Raw genomic sequence first — 20,595 nt, 5'->3', positions numbered from 1 at the left:
GCAACCACGGCGTGGACAAGATCATCACCATCGAAGACCCGGTGGAATATCAATTGCCGGGCGTGTTGCAGATCCCGGTCAACGAGAAAAAGGGCCTGACCTTCGCCCGAGGCCTGCGTTCGATCCTGCGTCACGACCCGGACAAGATCATGGTGGGCGAGATTCGCGACCCGGACACCGCACAGATCGCCGTGCAGTCGGCGCTGACCGGCCACCTGGTGTTCACCACCATTCACGCCAACAACGTGTTCGACGTGATTGGCCGTTTTACCCAGATGGAGGTCGACCCCTACAGCTTCGTCTCGGCGCTCAACGCGGTGCTGGCGCAGCGGTTGATCCGTCTGGTGTGCAGCGGCTGCGCTGTCAGCGTGACCCCGGATGACGCCGAGCTGAGTGCGTCCGGCCTGACCCGGGACAACAGCAGCCATTACCACTTCGTCCATGGCGCGGGATGTGGGCGTTGTCGGGGCACCGGGTATCGCGGCCGTACCGCCATCGCCGAACTCCTGCACCTGGATGACGAGATTCGCCAGATGATCGTCGAGCGCCAACCCATTTCCCAGATCAAGCAGTACGCCTGCAGCCGGGGCCTGCGCCTGTTGCGCGGTTCGGCGCTGGAGCTGGTGCGCGACGGTCGGACCACGCTGGAGGAGATCAATCGTGTCACTTTCATTTCGTGAGCATTATGTGGCCGTGATTGGCGCCAATGGCGTCGGCCTGTCCCGCTGCGACGCCCGTGGCCGCACCTGGCTGGGCAGCGCCGGGTTCATCGCCGACCGCCAGTCAGCCCCCGCACTGGCGCTGGACAGCCTGCAACGCCTGCTCGCCGAGCATATCCATCGTCGCGCCCGGCTCAGTGTGCTGTTTTCCAGCCACTACAGCCGCTTCGGGCTGATTCCGTGGAGCGAGCACATCACCACTCCGGCCGAATTGCAGGCCTACGCCAGCGCCTGTTTTGACGACACGTTCGGCAAATCCAGTGAGGCGTGGGCCTTGAGCCTGTCGCCGGAAAACGCCGGGCTGCCACGTATCGCCGTTGCTTTGCCCCAAGCGTTGCTCAACCGCCTGCGCACGCTGGTCAAGGAGCTGGGCCTGCGACTGGTGTCGGTGCAGCCTTACCTGATGGCGGCGTTCAATCGCTTCCAGAAAAGCTTCGGTGATCGCGATTTTCTGTTCGTCGTCGCCGAACCCGGTCGCAGCACCTTGTTGCTGGCCAGGGAAGGGCGCTGGTCGGCGGTGCGCTCTTTGCGGATTGCCGACAGCGACGCGGCGCTGGCCTCGATGATTGCACGGGAAAGCGAGCTGCACGGCCTGAACGGCGACAAACCAGTGGATCTGTTTGTTCACGCACCGGCTCGTCACAACGACGGCCCGATGATCCTCGGCGTGCAAACCCTGGAACTGCCCGTTGTCGAGGGCGATGTTCAGGACCCGCTGCACCTTATGGCCAGAGCGGTGAACTGACATGCGCGCCCTCGATCTGGAATTTCAACCGCAACGCCGAGGCAGCCGACCAGGCTGGGCCTTGCTCGGACTCGGCCTGGTGCTGGGCGTGTCGGTGGCCGCCACCGCCCATGTCATCGGTGAAGACATTCATGAGCAGCAAGGGCAGTTGGGTCACGCCCAGCGCAAGTTGCAGGTGCACACGGCGCCAACCACCGGCCTGACGCCTGCTCAGCAGCGCGAACAGGAGATTCGCCTGAGCGAGATGAAACAGATTTCGGCTCAGTTGCGTCGCCCCTGGGAGCGGCTGTTCGCAACGCTGGAAACCCTGCGCGGCAACGACATCGCGCTGCTTAGCCTGAGTCCCGACGCCCGCAAGGGGCAGATCCGCATCAGCGCCGAAGCGCGGGATCTGGACGCGATGCTGGCGTTCCACCGGCAGTTGCAAGGCAGCCCCGAGCTGCGCGACGTCTCGCTGGTGAACCACGAAATCGTCGCCAACGCGCCGCAGAAACCAATCCTGTTCAACCTGCTGGCCACCTGGGAGGTGAGCGATGTCCGTCCCTAGCCTGATTGTGCGCGAGCATGTGCAACGGGCCGGCTGGCCCGGCCTGGGCGGCGCGGGGCTGTTGGCGCTGGCGCTGACCTACGGCGTGTTTGGCCTGCTGCCGGACTGGCAGTCGCTGGACACCCTGCGGCAGAACAGCCAGAAGGCCAGCGAGTTTCTGGAAAAGGTCGCCAACGGCACGGCGACCTTGCCGGTGATGCCCGCGCAGCAACTGGATGACTTCCATAAATCGCTGCCGACCCAACTTGACGCCACCTCCGCCATCGACCGCATCTACGCCATGGCCGGTCAACAGAAGATCAACCTGTCCCGTGGCGAATATTCCTTGGGGATCGATCCGAAAACCCAACTGGCGCGCTACCAGATTCTGCTCCCGGTGCGTGGCAGCTACCCGCAACTGCGGCGCTTTCTTCATGCCTTGCTGACCGAGTTGCCCGCCGTGGTGCTCGAAGACGTCGATTTTCAACGCAAGAAAATCGCCGACACCGAGCTTACCGGGCGCATCCGCATGACCCTTTACCTGTCGAGGTCATGAGCATGAACAACCGTCGAGTGGTGGGCTGGCTGGCATTTCTCGGACTTTGTGGGCTGATCGCCTGGGTGCCCGAGCAGTTTTTCGGTGAGCCGACACAGGACGTCGCCAGCGATGCCCGGCCGGTGACGAGCAAACAGCGCGACGCGGTGGCCGCCGGCAAAAACGCGGCTTCCCAAAGCAGCGTCGCGTCAACTGCTGCGACAGTGCCGCAAGTCGACCTGTTCGCCGCGCAAAGCTGGTACGTCGCCCCGGTGATGACCGCTGAACAGCAGGCCGCGCTCAACGCGCCTGAGATCCCCACGGTGCCCACTGCACCGCCTCTTCCGTTCCAGTTCATTGGCAAGCTGGAAGACAGCAAGCAGTTGCAGGTGTTCCTGCAAAACGGAGAACGGCTCTATGTGGTCAGGGCCGGTGATGTGATCGATGAGACCTACAAGGTCGATCGCATCTCGGCCACTGAAATGAGCTTTGTCTATCTGCCCATGAAGTTTGCGCAGACCTTGTCTGTGGGGAGTGCACCATGAGTCCGCTGCGGTTGTCGTTGAACGCGTTGTTGCTGGCTTTCACTGTCATGCTGGGGGTGAGCCTGGCGTCCTGTACCTCGGACATCAACCGGGCCGTCGGCCAAGACATGATCGACGATGGCCGTTACGAGGAGGGCATCGCCAAATTGCAGGAGGCGGTCAATGCCAAACCCCGCGACGCGACCCTGCGCATTGCCTTGACCTCGGCCAAGGCGCGGGCGGTCAAGACCCTGCTGACCAAGGCCGATTCCGAACGCTCGCAGCGGGACTTCAACAGTGCGGCCATCGACTATTCGCGGGTGATCGCCATCGAGCCGAACAACGGCCGCGCCCGCGACGCGTTGTATCTGCTGGAGCAGATGCGCAACATCAACGACATGCTGGTGCAGGGCCAGACCAGCCTGCGCCGGGGCGACCTGACCGGCGCCGAACAACAGGCGCGCAAAGTGCTGGCAATGGACCCTCGGCACGAGGGCGCGCAGCAACTGCAAAAGGACATCGAACGGATGCGCGCGCGCAACGTGGTGTCCAACCCGCAGCTCAAGACCCGGCTGGACAAACCGGTGACCCTGGAATTTCGCGACGCCAACCTCAAGGTGATTTTCGAGGTGCTGTCCCAAGTGGCGGGGTTGAACTTCATCTTCGACAAGGACCTGCGCCCGGACCTCAAGGCCACCATCTTCGTGCGCGAAGTGCGCATCGAAGACGCCATCGACCTGCTGCTGCAACAAAACCAGTTGCACCAGAAAGTGGTGAACGACAACACCCTGTTGATCTACCCCGATTCGCCGCAAAAGGTGAAGGATTATCAGGAGCTGGTGATGCGCACCTTCTATCTGACCAACACCGACGCCAACACCGCGCTGAACATGGTCAAGACCATGCTCAAGACCCGCGACGTGTTCATCGACGAGCGCCTCAACACCCTGACCATGCGCGACACCCCGGACGTGATTCGCATGGCCGAGAAACTGTTCTTTTCCCAGGACCAGTCCAACCCCGAAGTGGTGATGGAAGTGGAGGTGATGGAAGTCTCACGCCAGCGCATTCAGGACCTTGGCCTGCAATGGCCCAGCACCTTCGGCATCATCAACAGTGACGGTTCGGCGGTCAGCGTGTTGAACCAGTTGCACGGCATCAACCAGAGCCGGATTTCGTTCTCGCCTTCGCCGCAACTGAAAATCAACGCCCAGGACAACGACGTCAACACCCTGGCCAGCCCGACCATTCGCGTCAGCAACCGGGAGCAGGCGCGTATCCACATTGGGCAGCGGGTGCCGATCATCAGCGCCACCTCGGTGCCGTCCACCCAAGGGCCGGTCATCACCGAAAGCATCACGTATCTGGATGTCGGTCTGAAGCTTGAGGTGACGCCCATCGTGCACCTGGACAACGAAGTGGCAATCAAGGTGGCGCTGGAAGTGAGCAACGCCACCCCGCTGGAGGCGACCCGCAACGGCACCATTCCGGTTCAGGTCGATACCCGCAACGCCCAGACCACGCTGCGTCTGCACGACGGTGAGACCCAGATTCTCGCCGGGCTGGTGCGCAACGACTCGCAATCCAGCGGCAACAAGATTCCGGGGCTGGGCGACATTCCGGGGCTGGGTCGGCTATTCGGCAGCAACAAGGACTCGGTCGGTAAATCCGAGCTGGTGCTGTCGATCACCCCCCGGATCGTGCGCAATCTGCCGTATCAGGCGCCGAGCGACATGGAGTTCCCCACCGGGACCGAGACCAGCATGCACATCAACTCGGTCAACCCGGACAGCGTGCCGGTGACGGTCGAGGTCGGTGGCAAATCGACCCCGCTGGCCACCGCAACTGTCGTCGAGAAGCCTTGATCATGAACGTCTATCGCAGCCACGGCGGTTTCACCCTGATCGAGATGGTCGTGACCCTGGCCATCGTCGGCCTGCTGGCGAGCATCGCCGCGCCGCTGACTGAAACGGTGATCCGCCGGGGCAAGGAACAGGAGCTGCGCACCGCCCTGTACCAGATTCGCGATGCGCTGGATGCCTACAAACGGGCTGCGGATTCGGGGCGTATCGAGAAATCGGTCACCAGCAACGGCTACCCGACCAGTCTCAAGGTGCTGGTGGAGGGCGCGCGAGACCTGCGCAGCCCCAAGGGCGTGAAGATTTACTTCCTGCGGCGCATCCCTCGGGATCCGTTCGCCAAGCCCACAAGGGCGCCTGAAGAGGACTGGGGACTGCGCGCCTATGACAGCCCTGCTCAGAACCCGAGGGATGGCGAAGACGTGTTCGATGTCTACTCGAAGACGCGCGGCAAGGGCCTCAACGGCATTGCCTATTCGGAGTGGTGAGTCATGGGCACGCAGCGCACTGGAAAAGGCTTCACGTTGATCGAATTGCTGGTGGTCATGGCCATCATCGCCACGCTGATGACCATTGCCGTGCCGCGCTATTTCAACAGCCTGGAAAACTCCCGGGAGACCGCGCTGCGTCAGAGCCTTTCGGTGATGCGCGAGGCGCTGGATCACTTTTATGGCGACACCGGACACTACCCGGAATCGCTGGACGACATGGTCACTCACCGTTATCTGCGTGCGTTGCCGCAAGACCCGATCACCGGGCGCAACGACATGTGGGTCATCGTGCCACCGCCAGAAGGTGTGCAGGGGGCGGTGGCAGACATCAAGAGCGGGTCCACCGGGAGGGCGCGTGATGGCAGTCTTTTCGGCGAATGGTAAGGCCCCGATTGCCGGTTTTTCCGGGCGCCAGCAGGGTTTCACCTACATGGGCGCGCTGGTGCTGATCGTGCTGATGGGGTCGGCATTGGCGGCGGTGGGGCAAGTCTGGTCCACGGTGGGCAAGCGCGAGCGCGAGCTGCAACTGATCTGGGTCGGCACTCAGTACGCTCAGGCGCTGCGCAGCTACTACCGCAGCGGCACTGGCGTGGCGCAGTATCCGCAGTCGCTGGATGAACTGCTGGAAGACCATCGTTACCCCACGATCATGCGCCACATCCGCAGGCTCTACCCCGATCCGATGACCAACAGCGACGACTGGGGCCTGACCACTTCGGTCGACGGACGCATCACCGGAGTCTACAGCCTATCCAAAGACACCCCACTGAAGACCGCGAACTTCCCGCCTCAATGGCAGGAGTTCGAGAGCATGACCCGTTACGCCGATTGGCGTTTCGTGGCCGAAAAAGCCTTTCTGGAGTCGACCTCCAATCGTCCGGCAGGTGCGCCCGGCACGCCGGGTGCGCCGCCCAGTGCAGGGTCTGGCGTTTCGCCGGGAACCTCATTGGGGACGCCACTGGGGGGCGCCAGCCAATGAACGCGCACGCCTCTCATCACCCCGCTTTCAGACACCTTTGCGCCGTGTTGCTGATCGGTGCGCTGAGTCTTGGCATCAGCCACGCCGACGAAGAAGACGAAATGATGGGCTTTATCGTCGACGACTGCATTTCGCTGGTCGGCCACAACTTCTACAACGCCTTCACCGACCGTCTGCGGGCCACCAGTCGGCTGGATTTCAACCTGGTGGTGCGTGAACGGCCCGACGCCCGTTGGGGCAGCCTGATCTGGGTCGAATACGACCAACGCATCGTGTATCGCCGTTTCATCGCGCCCAATGCCACGCAAACCCGTGACCTGGCCATCGAGGCTGCCGATCTGGTTCGTGCGGCCGTGGTTCAACGCAAGCTGCAAGTGCTCTTGCAGGACAACACTGATCTGGGGAAGGACGAACTATGACCAGAACAATAACCACCGTCTCGACCTATCTGTGCCTGAGCGGTTTCAGTCTGATCTGTCAGGCCACCGAGCTGGTCTACACACCGGTCAATCCGAACTTCGGCGGCAACCCGCTCAATGGCAGCGTGTTGCTCAACGAGGCCCAGGCGCAGAACGACTTCAAAGACCCGAGCCTGAAGAAATCCACTGTCACGGGCACCACGGCGCTGGAGCGCTTCAGCCAGCAACTGCAATCGAGCCTGCTGTCCCAGGTGCTGACCAACATCCGTGACGGCAACACCGGCACCCTGACCACCGACGCCTTCATCGTCAATGTGATCGACGATTCCGGCGCCCTGAGCATTCAGATCACCGATCGATCGACCGGCGAAATATCGGAAGTCACCGTCAACGGACTCATCAACAACTGACGGTTGCTGAAGTTCCAGAGGAGCGATAGACCATGAACAAATGCATCGCGCTGTTGATGCTGGTCGCTGCACTGCAGGGCTGTGTGACCAAACCCATGCCCGCCGAACAGGCGAAGGAAACCCCGACCCTGACGCCGCGTGCCTCGACCTATTACGACCTGTTGTCCATGCCCCGGCCCAAAGGGCGTCTGGTGGCGGTGGTCTATGGTTTTCGCGACCAGACCGGGCAGTACAAACCGACCCCGGCCAGTTCGTTTTCCACCAGCGTCACCCAGGGTGCAGCGAGCATGTTGATGGACGCAATGCAGGCCAGCGGGTGGTTCGTGGTGCTGGAGCGCGAGGGGCTGCAGAACCTGCTGACCGAGCGCAAGATCATTCGCGCCGGGCAGAAGAAACCGGCCGCAGTCATGGGGCCTGACGGCAACCCGGTCGCTGTGCAGTCGCCCAACGAGCTGCCGCCGTTGCAGTCTGCCAACCTGATGCTTGAAGGCGGTATTGTGGCCTACGACACCAACGTGCGCAGCGGCGGGGAGGGCGCGCGCTACTTGGGGATCGGGGGGTCTCAGGAGTATCGGGTGGACCAGGTGACGATCAATCTTCGGGCTGTCGATGTGCGCAGCGGGCAGGTGCTGGCCAATGTGATGACCAGCAAGACCATTTACTCGACGAGCTACAACGCCGGGGTGTTCAAGTTCGTGGAGTTCAAGAAGTTGTTGGAGCTGGAGGCGGGGTATACCACGAACGAGCCTGCCCAGTTGTGTGTGTTGTCGGCGATCGAGGCGGCGGTGGGGCATTTGGTGGCGCAGGGGATCGAGCGGCACATGTGGCAAGCCGCAGGTGATAACAGCCCGCCTAATGAGACGTTGCAGCGGTACTTGAGCCAGAACAAACCGGCAGAGGAGTAGGAGGGCTTGATGGAGCCCGATCCTGCTCCTGCTCTATCCGCAATGGTCCAGACTGGGCTACTTGTGCATGAAGAGCATATGAAGAGCAAAAGCTGGCGCACGCATGACACAAACGATGCGCTCAATCATAGCGTCTCCCGAAGGGTCAGGCGCGGCGCCAGGCTTCAGGGTTGACGAGATCTTTGGGATGTTCACTTCTCAGCGCGCTGATCATGTTCTCCACCGCACACCGAGCCATGGCCTCTCGCGTTTCGCGAGTAGCGGAACCCATGTGCGGGGTGGCGACCACGTTGTCGAACGTCAGTAACGGCGAGTCGGCAGGCAGCGGCTCCTGTTCGAAGACATCCAGCCCCGCCGCACGAATCTGCCCCTTGCGCAGTGCCTCGATCATCGCGTTTTCATCCACCACTTTGCCTCGGGCGATGTTGATGAAGATCGCCTCGGGGCGCATCTGAGCGAACTGTTTGGCGCCGATCAAACCTTCGGTTTCGGCGGTCAGCGGCAAGGTCAGGCAGACGAAATCCGCTTCGCCCAACAACGCCTCCAGACTTCGATATTGCGCGCCGAAGCGCGCTTCCACGGCTGGCTTGGGCGAGTGACTGTGGTAGATCACCGGCATGCCAAAGCCGAAATGCCCGCGCTGGGCCAGTGCCTCGCCGATCCGGCCCATGCCGATGATGCCCAGGGTCTTGCCGTGCACATCGGTGCCGAAATGCGCGGGGCCGATGTTCTGTTTCCATTGTCCGCCACGCACCATGCTGGCCAGCTCCACCACGCGCCGGGCCGTGGCCATGATCAGCGCGAAGCCGGTGTCGGCGGTGGTTTGCGTCAGCACGTCCGGGGTGTTGGTCAGTAGAACGCCACGGCGGGTCAGGTCGGCGATGTCGTAGTTGTCGACGCCCACCGAGACGCTGGAAATCACCTTCAGTTTTGGCGCCAGGTCCAGCAACGACGCATCCAGCTTGAGGCTGGCGCCCAACAGGCCATCGGCGTCAGGCACGGCGTCGCGCAGGCGGGCCATGCCATCGGCGGTTTTCGGGTTGTCGATCAGGGTCACCCGAGCGACGGTCTCCAGTCGCGCCATCAACGGCGCGGACAGGGATTTGTACAGCACAACGTGTTTTTTCATCAGAAACGTTCCGATCAGGAATGCGCAGGTGTGCGACGAACGTTGGGTTCATCGCGCAGGGGCTTTGCGGCAGCATCCGGTTTGAGCAACAGGGTCAGCACCACCGAAACCAGCAGCGCGCCACTCATGAACAGGTACGACGCGCTCAAGGTGCCGGTAACGCCATTGAGGTAGCCCACCAGATAGGAACCGGCGAACGAACCCAGCGCACCGAGGCTGTTGATCAGGGCCATGGCGCCACCGGCGACATTGGCGGGAAGGATTTCCGGGACGATCGCGAAGAACGGCCCATAGGGCGCGTACATGCAGGCCCCGGCGATCACCAACAGGGAGTAGGACCACCAGAAATGCTCCGTGCCCAGCGCATACGAGCCATAGAACGCAAAGGCGGCCAGCAGCAGAGGAGGCCAGACGAACAGTTTGCGCTTCTGGGTCTTGTCCGATGCCCAGGAGACCACGACCATCCCGATCACGGCCGCCAGATACGGCAGGGCCGACAGCCAGCCCGCCTGGACCATGTCCATCTGCATGCCTTTCTTGATAATGGTCGGCAGCCACAGCACGAAGCCGTACACGCCGATGCTCCAGCAGAAATACTGCGCCGCCAGCAGCAGGACTTTCGGCGAACGGAAGGCTTCGGCGTAGTTTTTCACCGGCTTGATGCCGACCTGCTCGGCGTCCAGTCGGGCTTGCAGTTCGGTTTTTTCATCGGCTGTCAGCCAGTCGGCCTGAGCCGGACGTTCGTCCACCAGACGCCACCAGATGAACGCCCAGATCACCGCAGGCAGGCCTTCGATGATGAACATCCAGCGCCAACTGAAATGCGCCACCAGATAACCCGAGACCACCGACATCCAGAGCATGGTCACCGGGTTGCCGAGAATCAGTACGGTGTTGGCGCGGGAGCGCTCGGCCTTGGTGAACCAGTAGCAGAGGTAGACCAGCATGGCGGGCATGACCGCCGCTTCGACCACGCCGAGCATGAAGCGGATGCCGATCAACATGTAGGCGTTGGAGACGATACCGGTCAGCGTGGCCAGGCCGCCCCAAAGGATGAGGCTGACGAATATCAGCTTCTTCACGCTGCGCTTTTGCGCGTAGATCGCCCCCGGCACTTGAAAAAAGAAGTAACCGAGAAAGAACAGGGCCCCCAGCAACGACGACATGCCGGGGGTGATGTGCAGGTCTTCGGCCATGCCCGAGGCGGCGGCAAAGCCATAGTTGGCCCGGTCCAGGTAGGCCAGGCTGTAGGTGATGAACACGATCGGCATGATCAGCAGCCAGCGGCGTTTGAGGCCAGCGTGTTTCACGGTGTTGAAGAGTGTGTCCATATCGGGCTCCCTGAGCATGTTGTTTTTGTCGCAGCAGGTGATGGAACGGGTGTGTGCAAGCAACTAACGGAAAATCAGGCGGTTTGTCGTCGCGGCGCCGCAGCGCCTTGGGTGGCTTCGGTTTGCGCTGCTTGCAAAGCGGCCCGGGTCGGCAGGCCTTCCATGTCGCCTCGGCTTTGCACGGCCTGGCTACCAATCCAGTTGCCTCGGGCTGTGGCCTGGGCGAAATCGAGGTTTTCCAGCAACGCGCTGATCACGCCCACCGCGAATCCGTCGCCTGCGCCCACGGTGTCGATGACGTTGGCCACTGGCACGCCGGGCACGAAGGCTTCGTTGTCGTGAGTGCGGTAGTACGCGCCTTTCGCGCCGAGCTTGATCACCACGGCTTCAACGCCCACGTCCAGGTAGAACTTCGCGATGTCGCCGGGGGTGTCGTAGCCGGTCAGCAGTTCGCCTTCGGCCAGGCCGGGCAGCACCCAATGGGCGAGGCTGGCGAGGTGATTGACCTCACGAATCATCGTTGTCTGGTTCGACCACAGCGAAGGTCGCAGATTGGGGTCGAAAGAAACGCTGCGTCCGGCATCACGCATCTGGGTCATCAGCACGTGGGACAGTTCGCGGCAGGTGTCGGACAGCGCCGCCGGAATGCCGGTGGCGTGCAAGTGCCGGGCTTTCAGCAGCTCGGGAACGATGTCGTTGACCGACAGGTGGCTGGCCGCCGAGCCGCGACGGAAGTATTCGACCACCGGGTCCGCACCTTCCAGTTCCAGTGACTTGAACTGAAAACCGGTGGGGTGCGATGCATCGACCGTTACATGACGGCAATCCACGCCTTCGCCTTGCAGGCTATCGGTGACGAAACGCCCCATGGAGTCATCGCCCACGCGGCTCAGCCACGCGACGTTGAAGCCCAGCCGCGACAGGCCGATGGCGACGTTGCTGTCGGCACCTGCGATGCGCTTTTCATAAGTGCGCACCGTGGCCAGATCACCGGTCTGCTCGGCCACCAGCATGGTCATGGTTTCACCGAAGGACAGAATGTCGATCTTAGACATGACTCAGCTCCTGCATCGGTTGGATATGAGTCTGACCGAGGTGGGCGAGGGCGTTGACCTGAGCACGGGTCACTTCCAGCAGGTCATCGCCTTGCAGCGGATATTCCACAGCGCGGGGCAAGCCGACGGGCATGTGTTTGAGCAATTGTTCCCACACGTGCAGATCGGCCTGACGCGGTGGCACGGCAATCAGTTTGCCCGCCGCGTTGCGCGCCACGGCCTTGCAATGCACGTACTCGACGTAGCGTCCCAGTTGCTGCGCGGCGGCGCTGGCCGATTGCGCCTGCCACATCCAGTTACCGATGTCGAACGTCATGCCGATGGGCATTTGCAGGGCGTCGATCCGGGCGAAGAAACGGCTGAAGGGCTCGATGCGGCCGCCTTGCGGGGTCTGGTCGTTTTCCACCAGCAGGTGCACGTCGTAACGGGCCAGACGATCAGCCAGCGCAGCGACGTCGCTGTCGTCGGTGAGGTGGCCCAGTGACACCTTCAACCAGGCCGCACCACACAAGGTCGCCCGTTGCAGGGTCGGTTCCAGCTCTGGGTTGGGTTGATGCTGGTCCTCCAGCCACAGCTCCAGCGGGGCTGAATACAGGCATTCCAGGCCTTGGGTGCGAATTGCCTCGCCCAGCGCCGGGAAGTCTTCGCGACCGGTGAACAGCTCTTCGCGCAACTCGATGCGAGTCACGCCAGCGTCAGCGAGCAGCGGAATGAAATGGGCCTGGCCGCGCTCGCGGACGAAGTCGGCACCGTAGGCGCCCAGGCTGATGGCAACGGGGAATCGGTTCATTATTGTTGTCCTCTGAAACCGGTTTCATTTCTGTTCGAATGAAGGGTTCGAACAAAGTTCTTCAAATCGACGGGGCGACTGACCTGCGGTAGGGATGTTAGAGATTCAGGATCGCTGGCGGGTCGAGCCGCGCACGATCAATTGAGCCGGGAAGTCGTACAGCCGCACCGGCTCCTGATCGCCGCGCAGGCGATTGAGCAGGCACTCAAAGGCGGTGACGCCGATCTCGTGAGTCGGTTGGGCGAGGGCGGTGATACCGCTGCCCACCAGTGGATACCAGTCCAGTTCGTCGAGGGCGATCAGGCCGATGTCGTCGAACAGGTGGCAGCCCAGATCGTGCAAGTGCCGGGTCGCGCAGAGGGTGGCGACGCCGTTGCCGGTAAACAGGGCCTTGGGGCCGTGACCGGTATCGTTGAGGAAGGTGCGCAGGTGGTCGGCCAGCACGTCGCCGGTCTCACGCACCTGGCCGCGCAGATTCGGGCGCTGGGCAATGCCGACGTTGAAGGCGTCGACGCGTTCAGTCCGCGAACTGGTGCCGTCCTGAGGTTCAGTGACCATGAGAATGTCGCGGTAGCCTGACTGTTGCAGATGATCGAGGGCCTGGTTCACGGCACCGATGTTGTTCAGACCCACCAGATCGCTCTGCAACTGATCCACCTTGCGATCCACCAGCACCATGGGCAGTTCGTCGTGAAGCTCGCGCAGTTCGTCCAGATGGTGGCCGAGGGTGTTCACGATCAGGCCTTCGATGTTGTACGAACGCAGAGCGGCCAGATGCAGGCGTTCCTGTTCGTCGTCGCGGTCTGTGTTGCACACCACCAGGCTGTAACCGTGCTTGCGACAGGCGGTTTCGACGCCGTGCATCACGGCAATGGAATAGGGGTTGCGGATGTCGGCCACCAGCATGCCGATCAGGCGGGTACGGCCGCGTTTCAGCCCGCGGGCCATCTGATTGGGGCGGTAGCCGAGGGTTTCGATGGCGTGTTCGATGCGCCGGGCGATGGCTTCGGACAAAAGCTGGCGATCTTCGCCGATGAAACGCGAGACGCTGGCTTTGGAGACACCCGCCATGTCGGCGACGTCGTTCATGGTAACGCGGGTGCGCGTCGGAATGCTGTTCATGGCCTGGCCCTTATTGGAGTTGTCAGCAGGCGTTTTTCACGTGTGTGGTGGTGAGCATGCGTTGCTCTGAAACCGGTTTCAGGAAACACCAAACGACGAGCGCCGTCAACTCGGGATCGGATGAAAGGTGGTGAGGGTAAGATGCTGGGTAGTGGCCGGGAGCAATGCGTGGGAGTGAACTTGCTCACGACAGCGTTCGGTCAGTCGCTGCCGTTGTGACGGCCAGAACGTATCGTGAGCAAGCTCACTCCCACAGACTAGGGTGTTTGCTGCGCGCTATCGCGGTGTTTGGACAGCGGGCAACTTCTCACAGGTGTTATCGCGTTCGTGGTATCACGCGTTGCCCTTGAACGTATCCCGCCACGCCAGAAAGCGTTTCTCCAGCAGCGCCAGCACGCCATCGCTCAACTTGCCCAGCAGGGCCAGCACGATGATCGCCGCCAGCACGATGTCCGGGCGCGAGGTTTCGCGGCCGTCGCTGAGCAGATAACCCAGCCCTTTGGTGGCCGCGATCAGCTCGGCGGCCACCAGAAACATCCACGCCAGGCTCAACCCCGAGCGCAGACCAGTGAACAGGCCGGGCAGCGCCGCAGGCAGGAACAGGTGGACGATCATCTGTCGCTGACTGAAGCGGTACATCCGGCCCACTTCCACCAGCTTGCGGTCGATGCCACGAATGGCTGCGACGCCGTTCAAGTACACCGGAAAGAATGCGCCAATGGCGATCAGCACGATCTTCGACGTCTCGCCGATCCCCAGCCACAACAGCAACAGAGGCACCCACGCCAGGCTCGGGATCGACCGCAGGCCAGCGAACGTTGGCTCCAGATAGGCTTCGGCTTCCCGACTCAGGCCCACCCAGGCGGCAAACAGCAGTCCCAGACCCGCGCCGATGGCGAAGCCACTGAACACCCGGACCACGCTGGCACCGATGTGTTTCCACAACGTCCCGTTCGCGAGGTCGGTCAAGGTGCTGAAGATTTCGCTGGGTGCGGGCATTTGATAAGACTGTACCCAGCCGATGCGCACAACGATTTCCAGCAACACCAGAATCGCCACCGGCACGGCCAGGCCCTTGAGGCGTGGGCGCCATCGGACCGGCAGCCTGGCAGATTCTGTATTGCTGGTCTTCAGCGCTTCAACGCGGGAGCTGCTCATGGCTGGACAACGGCCTTGCCAAAGCTCGGGTCGATCAGTTGATCAATGACCTGGTCGACGTTGGTGCCTTTGCGCACCAGTTCTTCGGACAGCAGAATCGGCGCAGCAGCCTTGGATGCGGTGACGTCCTTCTCGGTCAGTTGCGGGCTGCTGATATCGGTGCGGGTCAATTGCAGTTTGGCGACGTCCAGTGGCAGGCCGGATTCGCTGGCCAGCAATTTCGCCAGTTCTTCAGGGTTTTTCAGCGACCATTCGCGGGCTTTTTCGTACGCGCCGAGCACGGTTTTGATCGCTTCCGGGTGTTCTTTCGCATAGCGCTCGGTGACGCTAACTACGCCGTAACTGTTGAAGTCTTTGTTGCGGTACAGCAGACGCGAGCCGGCCTGAATCTCGCTGGCGGCCATGTGTGGATCGAGACCGGCCCAAGCGTCGACATCGCCTTTCTCCAGAGCGATACGGCCATCCGGGTGTTGCAGGTGCAGCAGTTCGACGTCGTCCTTGCCGAGCTTGGCTTGCTGCAAGGCACGCAGGGTGAAGAGGTACGGGTCGGTGCCTTTGGTGGCGGCGATCTTCTTGCCTTTGAGGTCGGCGACGGTTTTAAGTGTCGAGTCCTTGCGCACCACCAAAGCGGTCCATTCGGCGCGGCTGTAGACGTACACCGACTTGATCGGACTGCCATTGGCACGGGCCAGCACGGCGGACAGGCTGGCGGAGGAGGCGAAGTCCACGCCGCCGCTGTTCAGGTATTCCAGCGAGCGGTTGCTGCCCTGGCTGAAAACCCAGGTCACTTTGCTGTTGGGCAAGGCTTTTTCCAGCCAGCCAAAGTGTTTGAGTACAAGGCTGACAGGTGAGTAGTAGGCGTAGTCGAGGTGCACTTCTGCGGGCGGCGTTTCGGCAGCTTGGGCAAAGGGTTGCAGGGTCAGGGCCAGCGCACCGGCCAGAAGCTTCAGAGAGGTGGGCAAACGTGGGAACGCGGTCATGATCAGGTCCAGTCGAGAGGCGGAAGCTGCACAGGGCTGCTTATGTCGAAATCAGCAGTCAACGCGAGTCATCCTGCATTAACCGGAATATTGCAGGCTCTGTGCCATGACCGAATTTCGGTGCTTTGCGGGAATTTGGGGATGCTTTTCGAATAACGGCCGCTGCTCATACAGCAATCTGCTGAGCAACTGTTGCTGGGCAAACACTGAGTAGACCTTATGTAACAGCATGGCTTGTCTGCGGTGGCGTACTTAAGAGCGCTGCTGCCGGTACGTCGGACGATTACAGGAATCGCACAAGATAAACATTGTCAGCAGCCCTCCGCGTTCTGCATGCTGCATCTTTCAATTGTGTTACAGGACCTTTCTGCGCATGTCTGCCACTGCCCGAGATGCTGACGCCGCCTCACGCCGTTCGGCGACCGTTCTCAGCCTGTGCCTGCCCAGCGATGTCCTGTTGTACCTGCTGCTGCCCATGAATGCCGATGCATTCGGCATCAGCCTGCCGGAAGCGGGGATTCTGCTGGCGGCCAACCGGCTGGTGCGTATTTTCGGCTACAGCTACGTGGTGCGTTTCTACGCCCGGCATGGTGATCGTCCTACGGTGATGCTGGCCGCGCTGGTGTCGGCAATGTGCGCTTTCGGCAACTCGTTTTTCGTGGGTTTTTGGTGGTTATTGATCCTGCGTCTTGGGTGGGGCCTGACCTTCGGCGCGTTGAACCTGTCGACTCAGGCGCTGGCGACTTCCGAACCGGGCGGAGCGGCACGCCGATCGGGCACGTCCCGGGCCATCATTGCCATCGGCCCGATGTTGGCCTTGCCGCTGGGGGCGCTGATCAGCCTGCATTTTGGCCCGCGGGTGATTTTCCTGATTCTGGCGTTCTTCTCGCTGGCTGCGTTGCTGGTCGCCAGAGGCTTGCCCAACATTCCCCACGCCATGCCCAGTGCGGGCGGGCGACGTTTCAAGGCGCCGGACAGTGTGGCCATGTGGTCATTCATTGAAGGCGTCGCGCTGGACGGGCTGTTCATTTTCGGTCTGTCGTTGCAGGCGCAGTCGGTTCTGGGGGGCAACGCAGTGTTCATCGCCGGGGTCTTGCTGGCCCTGCGTTACGCCTCGGAAATGCTGTTGAGTCCTCTGGGCGGTCGCGTCGCTGCCGCTTATGGCGCCGTGCGCATGTTGGTGGTGTTTTCTGCGTTGACCACGCTGGCGCTCACGGCGTTTGGTTTCCACTGGCTGATCATCGGCGCGGGAAGTGTGTTGATTCTTCGGGCATTGCAATTGCCGCTGGTAACGACTCTGGTGGCTGAGCGTAACCCGGGCGCGGCGCGGGTTCAGGCGTTGGCGGGAAACGCGGTCTGGCGTGATGTTGGCGCGGGTGTCGGGCCGTTGCTGGCCGGGGTCTTGCTGCCCATGGCGTCGCCGTCGTGGGTGTACAGCCTGGCGGGTCTTGCCGTGGTGATCAGCGCCATCGTGTGCAGCCGTTACAAGGCCAGCGAAGCCGCGGCATGAGCATTGCTGAAACATTCGCTTACCGACCGTTCGGCGATTGATCCGATAAATCATGGGGTTGCATGCAACCTCTCAAGCGATTTCCCCTCTGATGGTCATTCTTCATACGGACATAAAGCTTCGCTAGGCTGCCTTCGCCAGCAAAAAGCCAGCTCACAGGGATGTTGCACAGGGCGCACACGCTCTCCACATCAGAACCCGGGCCATCATGACTTTTTTCAAAACCGCTGCTTCCTCGTCCCCTCTGCAACGCCTTGCCTGTTTCTCCCTGCCGTTATTGCTGCTCGGCTCTGCGGTGTTCTGGTTCGCAGCAGGCAAGGGCGTGCACGCCGAACCCAAGAATGGCACCCAAACCCTGGTGTTTCTGCGCCACGCGGAAAAACCTGACATGGGCCTCGGCCAACTCAACTGCCAGGGCTTGAACCGCGCCATCGACCTGTCCACGGTGCTGCCGAACACCTTCGGCAAAGCCGATTTCATCTTCGCCGCCAATCCCAGCCGCCATGTGGAAGAGGGGGAAGGCGACCATTCCTACAGCTACCTACGACCCTTGATGACCGTCGGCCCCAGCGCGATCAAGCTTGGCCTGCCGGTCAACATCGACTTTGCGGCCAACGACACCAGCGACCTGGCAGACGAGCTGATGCGCGACAAATACCACGACGCCACCATCTACACCGCCTGGTCCCACGGCTACCTGCCCGAGCTGATCAATAAAGTCGCCGAAGAGGCCTCGGGCAAGGACTTGAAACTGGTGAAGGACTGGACCGGCGACGACTTCGACTCCGTGCTGGTCCTGACCCTGAAATGGAACAACGGCAAGGCCACGCTGCAGTACGAGAATTACAAACAGAACCTGAACGACGGCGCGGTGGGGTGTCCGACGTGAGAGGGGCTGCTACACTCCGTCCGTGACGCACACAGAGCCAATCCAATGAGCCAGACCCTTCAGCAAAAACGCGAACGTTACGCGCAAGCACGCCGTTCCAACTACCTTGCCAGCCTCCGGCTGGAAGGGTTCGATACTGCGCCGTCTGATGCGGTCAAACCGCTTCCTTCACGTGAAATGGTGTTGGCGAAGTATCGCCAGCTAGCCGGTTGATGACTGACAAGTATGGTGTAGGGGACGACCCTTATTGCTACCCAGGTACCACTGTTCTGCGAAACAAGCTTGAGCTGAAAGACGAGGCCACTCTCGATCAGGCTGAGCGTGAACTGTCTGAGATCGCTGCCAGCACCATAGGTTTTGAGCCTGCACCTTACTCGCTAGAGACTCTTCAACACGTTCACCAAGCGCTGTTTACCGATCTTTACGACTGGGCCGGTGACATTCGATCGGTGAAGATTCGCAAAGACCAGACGCTGTTCTGCGCTCCCGATCGTATCATTCCCGAAGCCACCAAAATCTTCAGCCAAATGGAAAGGTCTGGCTGGTTCGTTGGGTGCTCGCGAGAGTTGCTGATCAACGGTATTGCAGAAGCCTTCGGTGACCTGAACGTGATTCACCCGTTTCGTGAAGGCAATGGGCGGGCCCAGCGGATTCTGTTCGAGCAGATCATCATCAATGCCGGCTTTTCTGTGGACTGGTGGCAGATCGAAGAGAGTGAATGGATTCCTGCAAATGTTGCGGCAGTGATGTGTGATTACCGGGGACTCGAAAAAAATATTTGATCAATGTGTTGGTCAGTTGCCTGACGAATAGAAAATAGCGGTCCTGCGTAGACAGTTGCAGAATTCCATCGCAAGAACCCGATGGCTTTCCCTCCACCTCCCGGTAACATGGCTCCCATTGCGACAAGAGGAGCCTGTTCATGACCTTCACATACCGTTTTATCGATTCCCCGGTCGGGCAGTTGAAGCTAATTGCCAAAGGTCCGGCGCTGGCGGCTGTTCTTTGGGAGAACGACCGGCCTGACCGCGTGCTGCTGGGCGAGATGGATGAGGATCAGGGCAGCGAGATTCTGAATCAGACCGAGCAACAACTGGCCGAGTATTTCGCGGGTACTCGCAACCAGTTCGATCTGCCATTGGACTTTCATGGCACCGAGTTTCAGAAACAGGTCTGGCAAGCGTTGCTGACCATTCCCTTTGGCGAGACCCGCAGTTACCTGGACATTGCCAGGCAGATTGGCAATCCTGCGGCCGTGCGCGCGGTGGGGGCGGCTAATGGCAAGAACCCGATTTCCATCGTGACGCCGTGCCATCGGGTGATTGGCAGCTCCGGTTCGTTGACCGGATTCGCAGGGGGGCTTGAGGCCAAGGCGTTGTTGTTGACGCTGGAAGGGGGCATGCCGCAGCCAGTGAAAAAACGTGGTCGCGATGAACAGTCGGGGCAGGCTTCACTGTTTTGAGGGGCAACGCGGTACTCAATCGCGAAAGCCCAGATCCCGGCTGATCTTCATGCTGCATTCCAGCAGCAACGCCAGAAAGCGCTCCCGAGCGCCGTCCGGGTCCATCACCGCGTCGGGGCCGGAGAGGTTGATCGCGGCGGTCACCAACCCCGTGTGATCTTTCACCGATGTGGCAATGGCGGTCGAGTAATCGGAGCGGTGCAGCACCCAGCCCTGTGCCCGGTCTTCGGCGATCAGCCCCTGTAATTCGGGCAGGGTTCGGGGAGCGGGTGTCGGGTAGTCATCCAGGCGGATGTGCTGGTACAACGCCCCCAATTCGGCCTCGTTCAGTGCCGTTAATAACATACGGCCCATGGCCGTGCAGTGACAGGCGATACGGGTGCCCACCGGGATGTTCACCGACAGGCGCTGGGCGGCGAATGCGCGGTAGAGGTACAGGCTGTCGGTCTGCTCGCGAATGCTCAGGTGGCAGGACAGTGAGGTGCGGTCTCGCAAGTCGTTGAGATGCGGCATGGCGACCTCGACGATGTCGCGGCTGGCCAGGTAGCTGAAGCCATCGCTGATCACCCGGGCGCCAAGTTCGTATTGGGTGTTGTGTTTGTTCAGGTAACCCATGTCGGTCAAGGTGAACAGAATGCGGTACACCGCTGAGGGGGTCACGCCGAGGCGCGAGGCGATTTCCTGCATGCTCAGGCTGCGGGTGCGAGCGTCGAACATGGCCAGTACGCTCAGGCCACGGGCGAGGGCGGGGACGCTGTAGTCGGTGTCTTTGTCGGGTGATTCGATGATGTTCATGGTGCATTCCCTCTCAAATTTTGCTGCCGCTGCCGCTGCCGCTGCCGCATTTGCTTTTGATCTTGCTTTTGCTCTTCGTACACAAAACGTCCAGACACCGCCGAACGCGACTTGGGTGCAGGCCGGAGTAAGGGTATTCCGACGAAGGAGGAACCCAACCAGGAGCAGGGCCTTTTTGGTTACTTTTTCGGCTCCTGGAAAAAGTGACCCGCCGTAAGGGCGGAAAGGTGAATCAGCGTCAACCGCGTGAACGGATCCGCCA

General features: G+C 61.3%; 24 protein-coding genes and 1 pseudogene. 17 read left to right on the top strand and 8 right to left on the bottom strand.

What is annotated here, in order from left to right:
• The 12 genes from ACI2KB_RS23270 to ACI2KB_RS23215 all read left to right on the top strand — a co-directional run.
• Window positions 1–680, top strand: a 680-nt coding sequence (locus tag ACI2KB_RS23270) for a GspE/PulE family protein (protein WP_404638373.1), incomplete at its 5' end; no start/stop codon positions are given.
• Window positions 661–1,464 carry a hypothetical protein gene (locus tag ACI2KB_RS23265; RefSeq protein WP_404638371.1) on the top strand — a complete coding sequence of 268 codons (804 nt, stop codon included), beginning with the start codon at window positions 661–663 and terminating at the stop codon, window positions 1,462–1,464. The genes ACI2KB_RS23270 and ACI2KB_RS23265, both read left to right, overlap by 20 nt.
• 1 nt (window position 1,465) lies before the next feature.
• Window positions 1,466–2,011 (top strand): pilus assembly protein, encoded by a 546-nt coding sequence (locus tag ACI2KB_RS23260; RefSeq protein ID WP_404638369.1) that lies wholly within the window; start codon window positions 1,466–1,468, stop codon window positions 2,009–2,011.
• Window positions 1,998–2,546: a GspMb/PilO family protein gene (locus tag ACI2KB_RS23255; protein WP_404638367.1), complete on the top strand. Its 549-nt coding sequence runs from the start codon at window positions 1,998–2,000 to the stop codon at window positions 2,544–2,546. The genes ACI2KB_RS23260 and ACI2KB_RS23255 overlap by 14 nt, the downstream gene beginning before the upstream one ends.
• A gap of 2 nt (window positions 2,547–2,548) precedes the next feature.
• Window positions 2,549–3,070, top strand: a complete 522-nt coding sequence (locus tag ACI2KB_RS23250; protein ID WP_404638365.1) for a hypothetical protein — start codon at window positions 2,549–2,551, stop codon at window positions 3,068–3,070.
• Window positions 3,071–3,087: 17 nt separating this feature from the next.
• Window positions 3,088–4,914: a secretin N-terminal domain-containing protein gene (locus ACI2KB_RS23245; RefSeq protein WP_404638387.1), complete on the top strand. Its 1,827-nt coding sequence runs from the start codon at window positions 3,088–3,090 to the stop codon at window positions 4,912–4,914.
• Between the two features lie 2 nt (window positions 4,915–4,916).
• Entirely contained in the window at window positions 4,917–5,396 is a 480-nt protein-coding gene (locus ACI2KB_RS23240) for a type II secretion system protein (protein ID WP_404638364.1), read from the top strand.
• 3 nt (window positions 5,397–5,399) lie between these two features.
• Window positions 5,400–5,783: a type II secretion system protein gene (locus tag ACI2KB_RS23235; protein ID WP_404638362.1), complete on the top strand. Its 384-nt coding sequence runs from the start codon at window positions 5,400–5,402 to the stop codon at window positions 5,781–5,783.
• Window positions 5,758–6,378 carry a type II secretion system protein gene (locus tag ACI2KB_RS23230; protein ID WP_404638360.1) on the top strand — a complete coding sequence of 207 codons (621 nt, stop codon included), beginning with the start codon at window positions 5,758–5,760 and terminating at the stop codon, window positions 6,376–6,378. The genes ACI2KB_RS23235 and ACI2KB_RS23230 overlap by 26 nt, the downstream gene beginning before the upstream one ends.
• Window positions 6,375–6,797: a curli production assembly/transport protein CsgE gene (gene csgE, locus ACI2KB_RS23225; RefSeq protein WP_404638358.1), complete on the top strand. Its 423-nt coding sequence runs from the start codon at window positions 6,375–6,377 to the stop codon at window positions 6,795–6,797. Before ACI2KB_RS23230 ends, csgE begins: the two co-directional genes overlap by 4 nt.
• Entirely contained in the window at window positions 6,794–7,207 is a 414-nt protein-coding gene (locus ACI2KB_RS23220) for a curli assembly protein CsgF (protein ID WP_404638356.1), read from the top strand. Before csgE ends, ACI2KB_RS23220 begins: the two co-directional genes overlap by 4 nt.
• Window positions 7,208–7,239: 32 nt before the next feature.
• Window positions 7,240–8,112 (top strand): CsgG/HfaB family protein, encoded by an 873-nt coding sequence (locus ACI2KB_RS23215; protein ID WP_404638354.1) that lies wholly within the window; start codon window positions 7,240–7,242, stop codon window positions 8,110–8,112.
• Between the two features lie 145 nt (window positions 8,113–8,257).
• Here the strand turns inward: ACI2KB_RS23215 and ACI2KB_RS23210 are convergent, their stop codons facing one another.
• The 7 genes from ACI2KB_RS23210 to ACI2KB_RS23180 all read right to left on the bottom strand — a co-directional run bounded on the left by ACI2KB_RS23210 (window position 8,258) and on the right by ACI2KB_RS23180 (window position 15,677).
• Window positions 8,258–9,241, bottom strand: coding sequence for a 2-hydroxyacid dehydrogenase (locus tag ACI2KB_RS23210; protein WP_404638352.1), 984 nt, complete (start codon window positions 9,239–9,241; stop codon window positions 8,258–8,260).
• Window positions 9,242–9,255: 14 nt separating this feature from the next.
• Window positions 9,256–10,572, bottom strand: a complete 1,317-nt coding sequence (locus tag ACI2KB_RS23205; RefSeq protein ID WP_404638350.1) for an MFS transporter — start codon at window positions 10,570–10,572, stop codon at window positions 9,256–9,258.
• Between the two features lie 74 nt (window positions 10,573–10,646).
• A complete protein-coding gene (locus ACI2KB_RS23200; protein ID WP_404638348.1) occupies window positions 10,647–11,627 on the bottom strand; it encodes a sugar kinase in 981 nt (326 codons plus the stop codon).
• Window positions 11,620–12,417: an AP endonuclease gene (locus ACI2KB_RS23195; protein WP_404638346.1), complete on the bottom strand. Its 798-nt coding sequence runs from the start codon at window positions 12,415–12,417 to the stop codon at window positions 11,620–11,622. Before ACI2KB_RS23195 ends, ACI2KB_RS23200 begins: the two co-directional genes overlap by 8 nt.
• Before the next feature lie 105 nt (window positions 12,418–12,522).
• Window positions 12,523–13,539: a LacI family DNA-binding transcriptional regulator gene (locus ACI2KB_RS23190; protein ID WP_404638344.1), complete on the bottom strand. Its 1,017-nt coding sequence runs from the start codon at window positions 13,537–13,539 to the stop codon at window positions 12,523–12,525.
• A gap of 333 nt (window positions 13,540–13,872) precedes the next feature.
• Window positions 13,873–14,697 carry an ABC transporter permease gene (locus ACI2KB_RS23185; RefSeq protein ID WP_404638342.1) on the bottom strand — a complete coding sequence of 275 codons (825 nt, stop codon included), beginning with the start codon at window positions 14,695–14,697 and terminating at the stop codon, window positions 13,873–13,875.
• Window positions 14,694–15,677: an aliphatic sulfonate ABC transporter substrate-binding protein gene (locus tag ACI2KB_RS23180; RefSeq protein ID WP_404638340.1), complete on the bottom strand. Its 984-nt coding sequence runs from the start codon at window positions 15,675–15,677 to the stop codon at window positions 14,694–14,696. Before ACI2KB_RS23180 ends, ACI2KB_RS23185 begins: the two co-directional genes overlap by 4 nt.
• A gap of 373 nt (window positions 15,678–16,050) precedes the next feature.
• Between ACI2KB_RS23180 and ACI2KB_RS23175 the strand changes: the two genes are divergently transcribed.
• From ACI2KB_RS23175 to ACI2KB_RS23155, 5 genes and pseudogenes are all read left to right on the top strand, one after another.
• Window positions 16,051–17,187, top strand: coding sequence for an MFS transporter (locus tag ACI2KB_RS23175; RefSeq protein WP_404638338.1), 1,137 nt, complete (start codon window positions 16,051–16,053; stop codon window positions 17,185–17,187).
• 208 nt (window positions 17,188–17,395) lie between these two features.
• A complete protein-coding gene (locus ACI2KB_RS23170; RefSeq protein WP_404638336.1) occupies window positions 17,396–18,076 on the top strand; it encodes a hypothetical protein in 681 nt (226 codons plus the stop codon).
• A gap of 45 nt (window positions 18,077–18,121) precedes the next feature.
• On the top strand, window positions 18,122–18,289 hold the full coding sequence (locus tag ACI2KB_RS23165; protein ID WP_404638334.1) for a YhfG family protein: 168 nt from the start codon (window positions 18,122–18,124) through the stop codon (window positions 18,287–18,289).
• A pseudogene (locus tag ACI2KB_RS23160) lies at window positions 18,289–18,889 on the top strand (putative adenosine monophosphate-protein transferase Fic). The gene ACI2KB_RS23165 and the pseudogene ACI2KB_RS23160 overlap by 1 nt, the downstream one beginning before the upstream one ends.
• A gap of 109 nt (window positions 18,890–18,998) precedes the next feature.
• Entirely contained in the window at window positions 18,999–19,538 is a 540-nt protein-coding gene (locus ACI2KB_RS23155; RefSeq protein ID WP_404638332.1) for a methylated-DNA--[protein]-cysteine S-methyltransferase, read from the top strand.
• Between the two features lie 15 nt (window positions 19,539–19,553).
• On the opposite strand, the gene ACI2KB_RS23150 is transcribed toward ACI2KB_RS23155, so the two are convergent.
• Window positions 19,554–20,333, bottom strand: a complete 780-nt coding sequence (locus ACI2KB_RS23150; RefSeq protein ID WP_404638330.1) for an IclR family transcriptional regulator — start codon at window positions 20,331–20,333, stop codon at window positions 19,554–19,556.
• Between the last annotated feature and the right edge of the window lie 262 nt (window positions 20,334–20,595).

Source organism: Pseudomonas sp. NPDC088444 (assembly GCF_044900175.1).
Taxonomy (GTDB): Bacteria; Pseudomonadota; Gammaproteobacteria; order Pseudomonadales; family Pseudomonadaceae; genus Aquipseudomonas.
Note: the sequence above shows the minus strand (reverse complement) of the source record. Positions and strands in the feature narration are given on the sequence as shown.

Excerpts from the sequence above, each read along its gene's own strand:
- ACI2KB_RS23175 (WP_404638338.1), top strand. The coding sequence starts at position 16,051 with ATGTCTGCCACTGCCCGAGATGCTGACGCCGCCTCACGCCGTTCGGCG.
- ACI2KB_RS23210 (WP_404638352.1), bottom strand. The coding sequence starts at position 9,241 with ATGAAAAAACACGTTGTGCTGTACAAATCCCTGTCCGCGCCGTTGATG.
- ACI2KB_RS23170 (WP_404638336.1), top strand. The coding sequence starts at position 17,396 with ATGACTTTTTTCAAAACCGCTGCTTCCTCGTCCCCTCTGCAACGCCTT.
- ACI2KB_RS23260 (WP_404638369.1), top strand. The coding sequence starts at position 1,466 with ATGCGCGCCCTCGATCTGGAATTTCAACCGCAACGCCGAGGCAGCCGA.
- ACI2KB_RS23255 (WP_404638367.1), top strand. The coding sequence starts at position 1,998 with ATGTCCGTCCCTAGCCTGATTGTGCGCGAGCATGTGCAACGGGCCGGC.
- ACI2KB_RS23195 (WP_404638346.1), bottom strand. The coding sequence starts at position 12,417 with ATGAACCGATTCCCCGTTGCCATCAGCCTGGGCGCCTACGGTGCCGAC.
- ACI2KB_RS23165 (WP_404638334.1), top strand. The coding sequence starts at position 18,122 with ATGAGCCAGACCCTTCAGCAAAAACGCGAACGTTACGCGCAAGCACGC.
- ACI2KB_RS23215 (WP_404638354.1), top strand. The coding sequence starts at position 7,240 with ATGAACAAATGCATCGCGCTGTTGATGCTGGTCGCTGCACTGCAGGGC.
- ACI2KB_RS23150 (WP_404638330.1), bottom strand. The coding sequence starts at position 20,333 with ATGAACATCATCGAATCACCCGACAAAGACACCGACTACAGCGTCCCC.
- ACI2KB_RS23240 (WP_404638364.1), top strand. The coding sequence starts at position 4,917 with ATGAACGTCTATCGCAGCCACGGCGGTTTCACCCTGATCGAGATGGTC.
- ACI2KB_RS23155 (WP_404638332.1), top strand. The coding sequence starts at position 18,999 with ATGACCTTCACATACCGTTTTATCGATTCCCCGGTCGGGCAGTTGAAG.
- ACI2KB_RS23235 (WP_404638362.1), top strand. The coding sequence starts at position 5,400 with ATGGGCACGCAGCGCACTGGAAAAGGCTTCACGTTGATCGAATTGCTG.
- csgE (WP_404638358.1), top strand. The coding sequence starts at position 6,375 with ATGAACGCGCACGCCTCTCATCACCCCGCTTTCAGACACCTTTGCGCC.
- ACI2KB_RS23220 (WP_404638356.1), top strand. The coding sequence starts at position 6,794 with ATGACCAGAACAATAACCACCGTCTCGACCTATCTGTGCCTGAGCGGT.
- ACI2KB_RS23250 (WP_404638365.1), top strand. The coding sequence starts at position 2,549 with ATGAACAACCGTCGAGTGGTGGGCTGGCTGGCATTTCTCGGACTTTGT.
- ACI2KB_RS23230 (WP_404638360.1), top strand. The coding sequence starts at position 5,758 with ATGGCAGTCTTTTCGGCGAATGGTAAGGCCCCGATTGCCGGTTTTTCC.
- ACI2KB_RS23185 (WP_404638342.1), bottom strand. The coding sequence starts at position 14,697 with ATGAGCAGCTCCCGCGTTGAAGCGCTGAAGACCAGCAATACAGAATCT.
- ACI2KB_RS23190 (WP_404638344.1), bottom strand. The coding sequence starts at position 13,539 with ATGAACAGCATTCCGACGCGCACCCGCGTTACCATGAACGACGTCGCC.
- ACI2KB_RS23205 (WP_404638350.1), bottom strand. The coding sequence starts at position 10,572 with ATGGACACACTCTTCAACACCGTGAAACACGCTGGCCTCAAACGCCGC.
- ACI2KB_RS23200 (WP_404638348.1), bottom strand. The coding sequence starts at position 11,627 with ATGTCTAAGATCGACATTCTGTCCTTCGGTGAAACCATGACCATGCTG.
- ACI2KB_RS23180 (WP_404638340.1), bottom strand. The coding sequence starts at position 15,677 with ATGACCGCGTTCCCACGTTTGCCCACCTCTCTGAAGCTTCTGGCCGGT.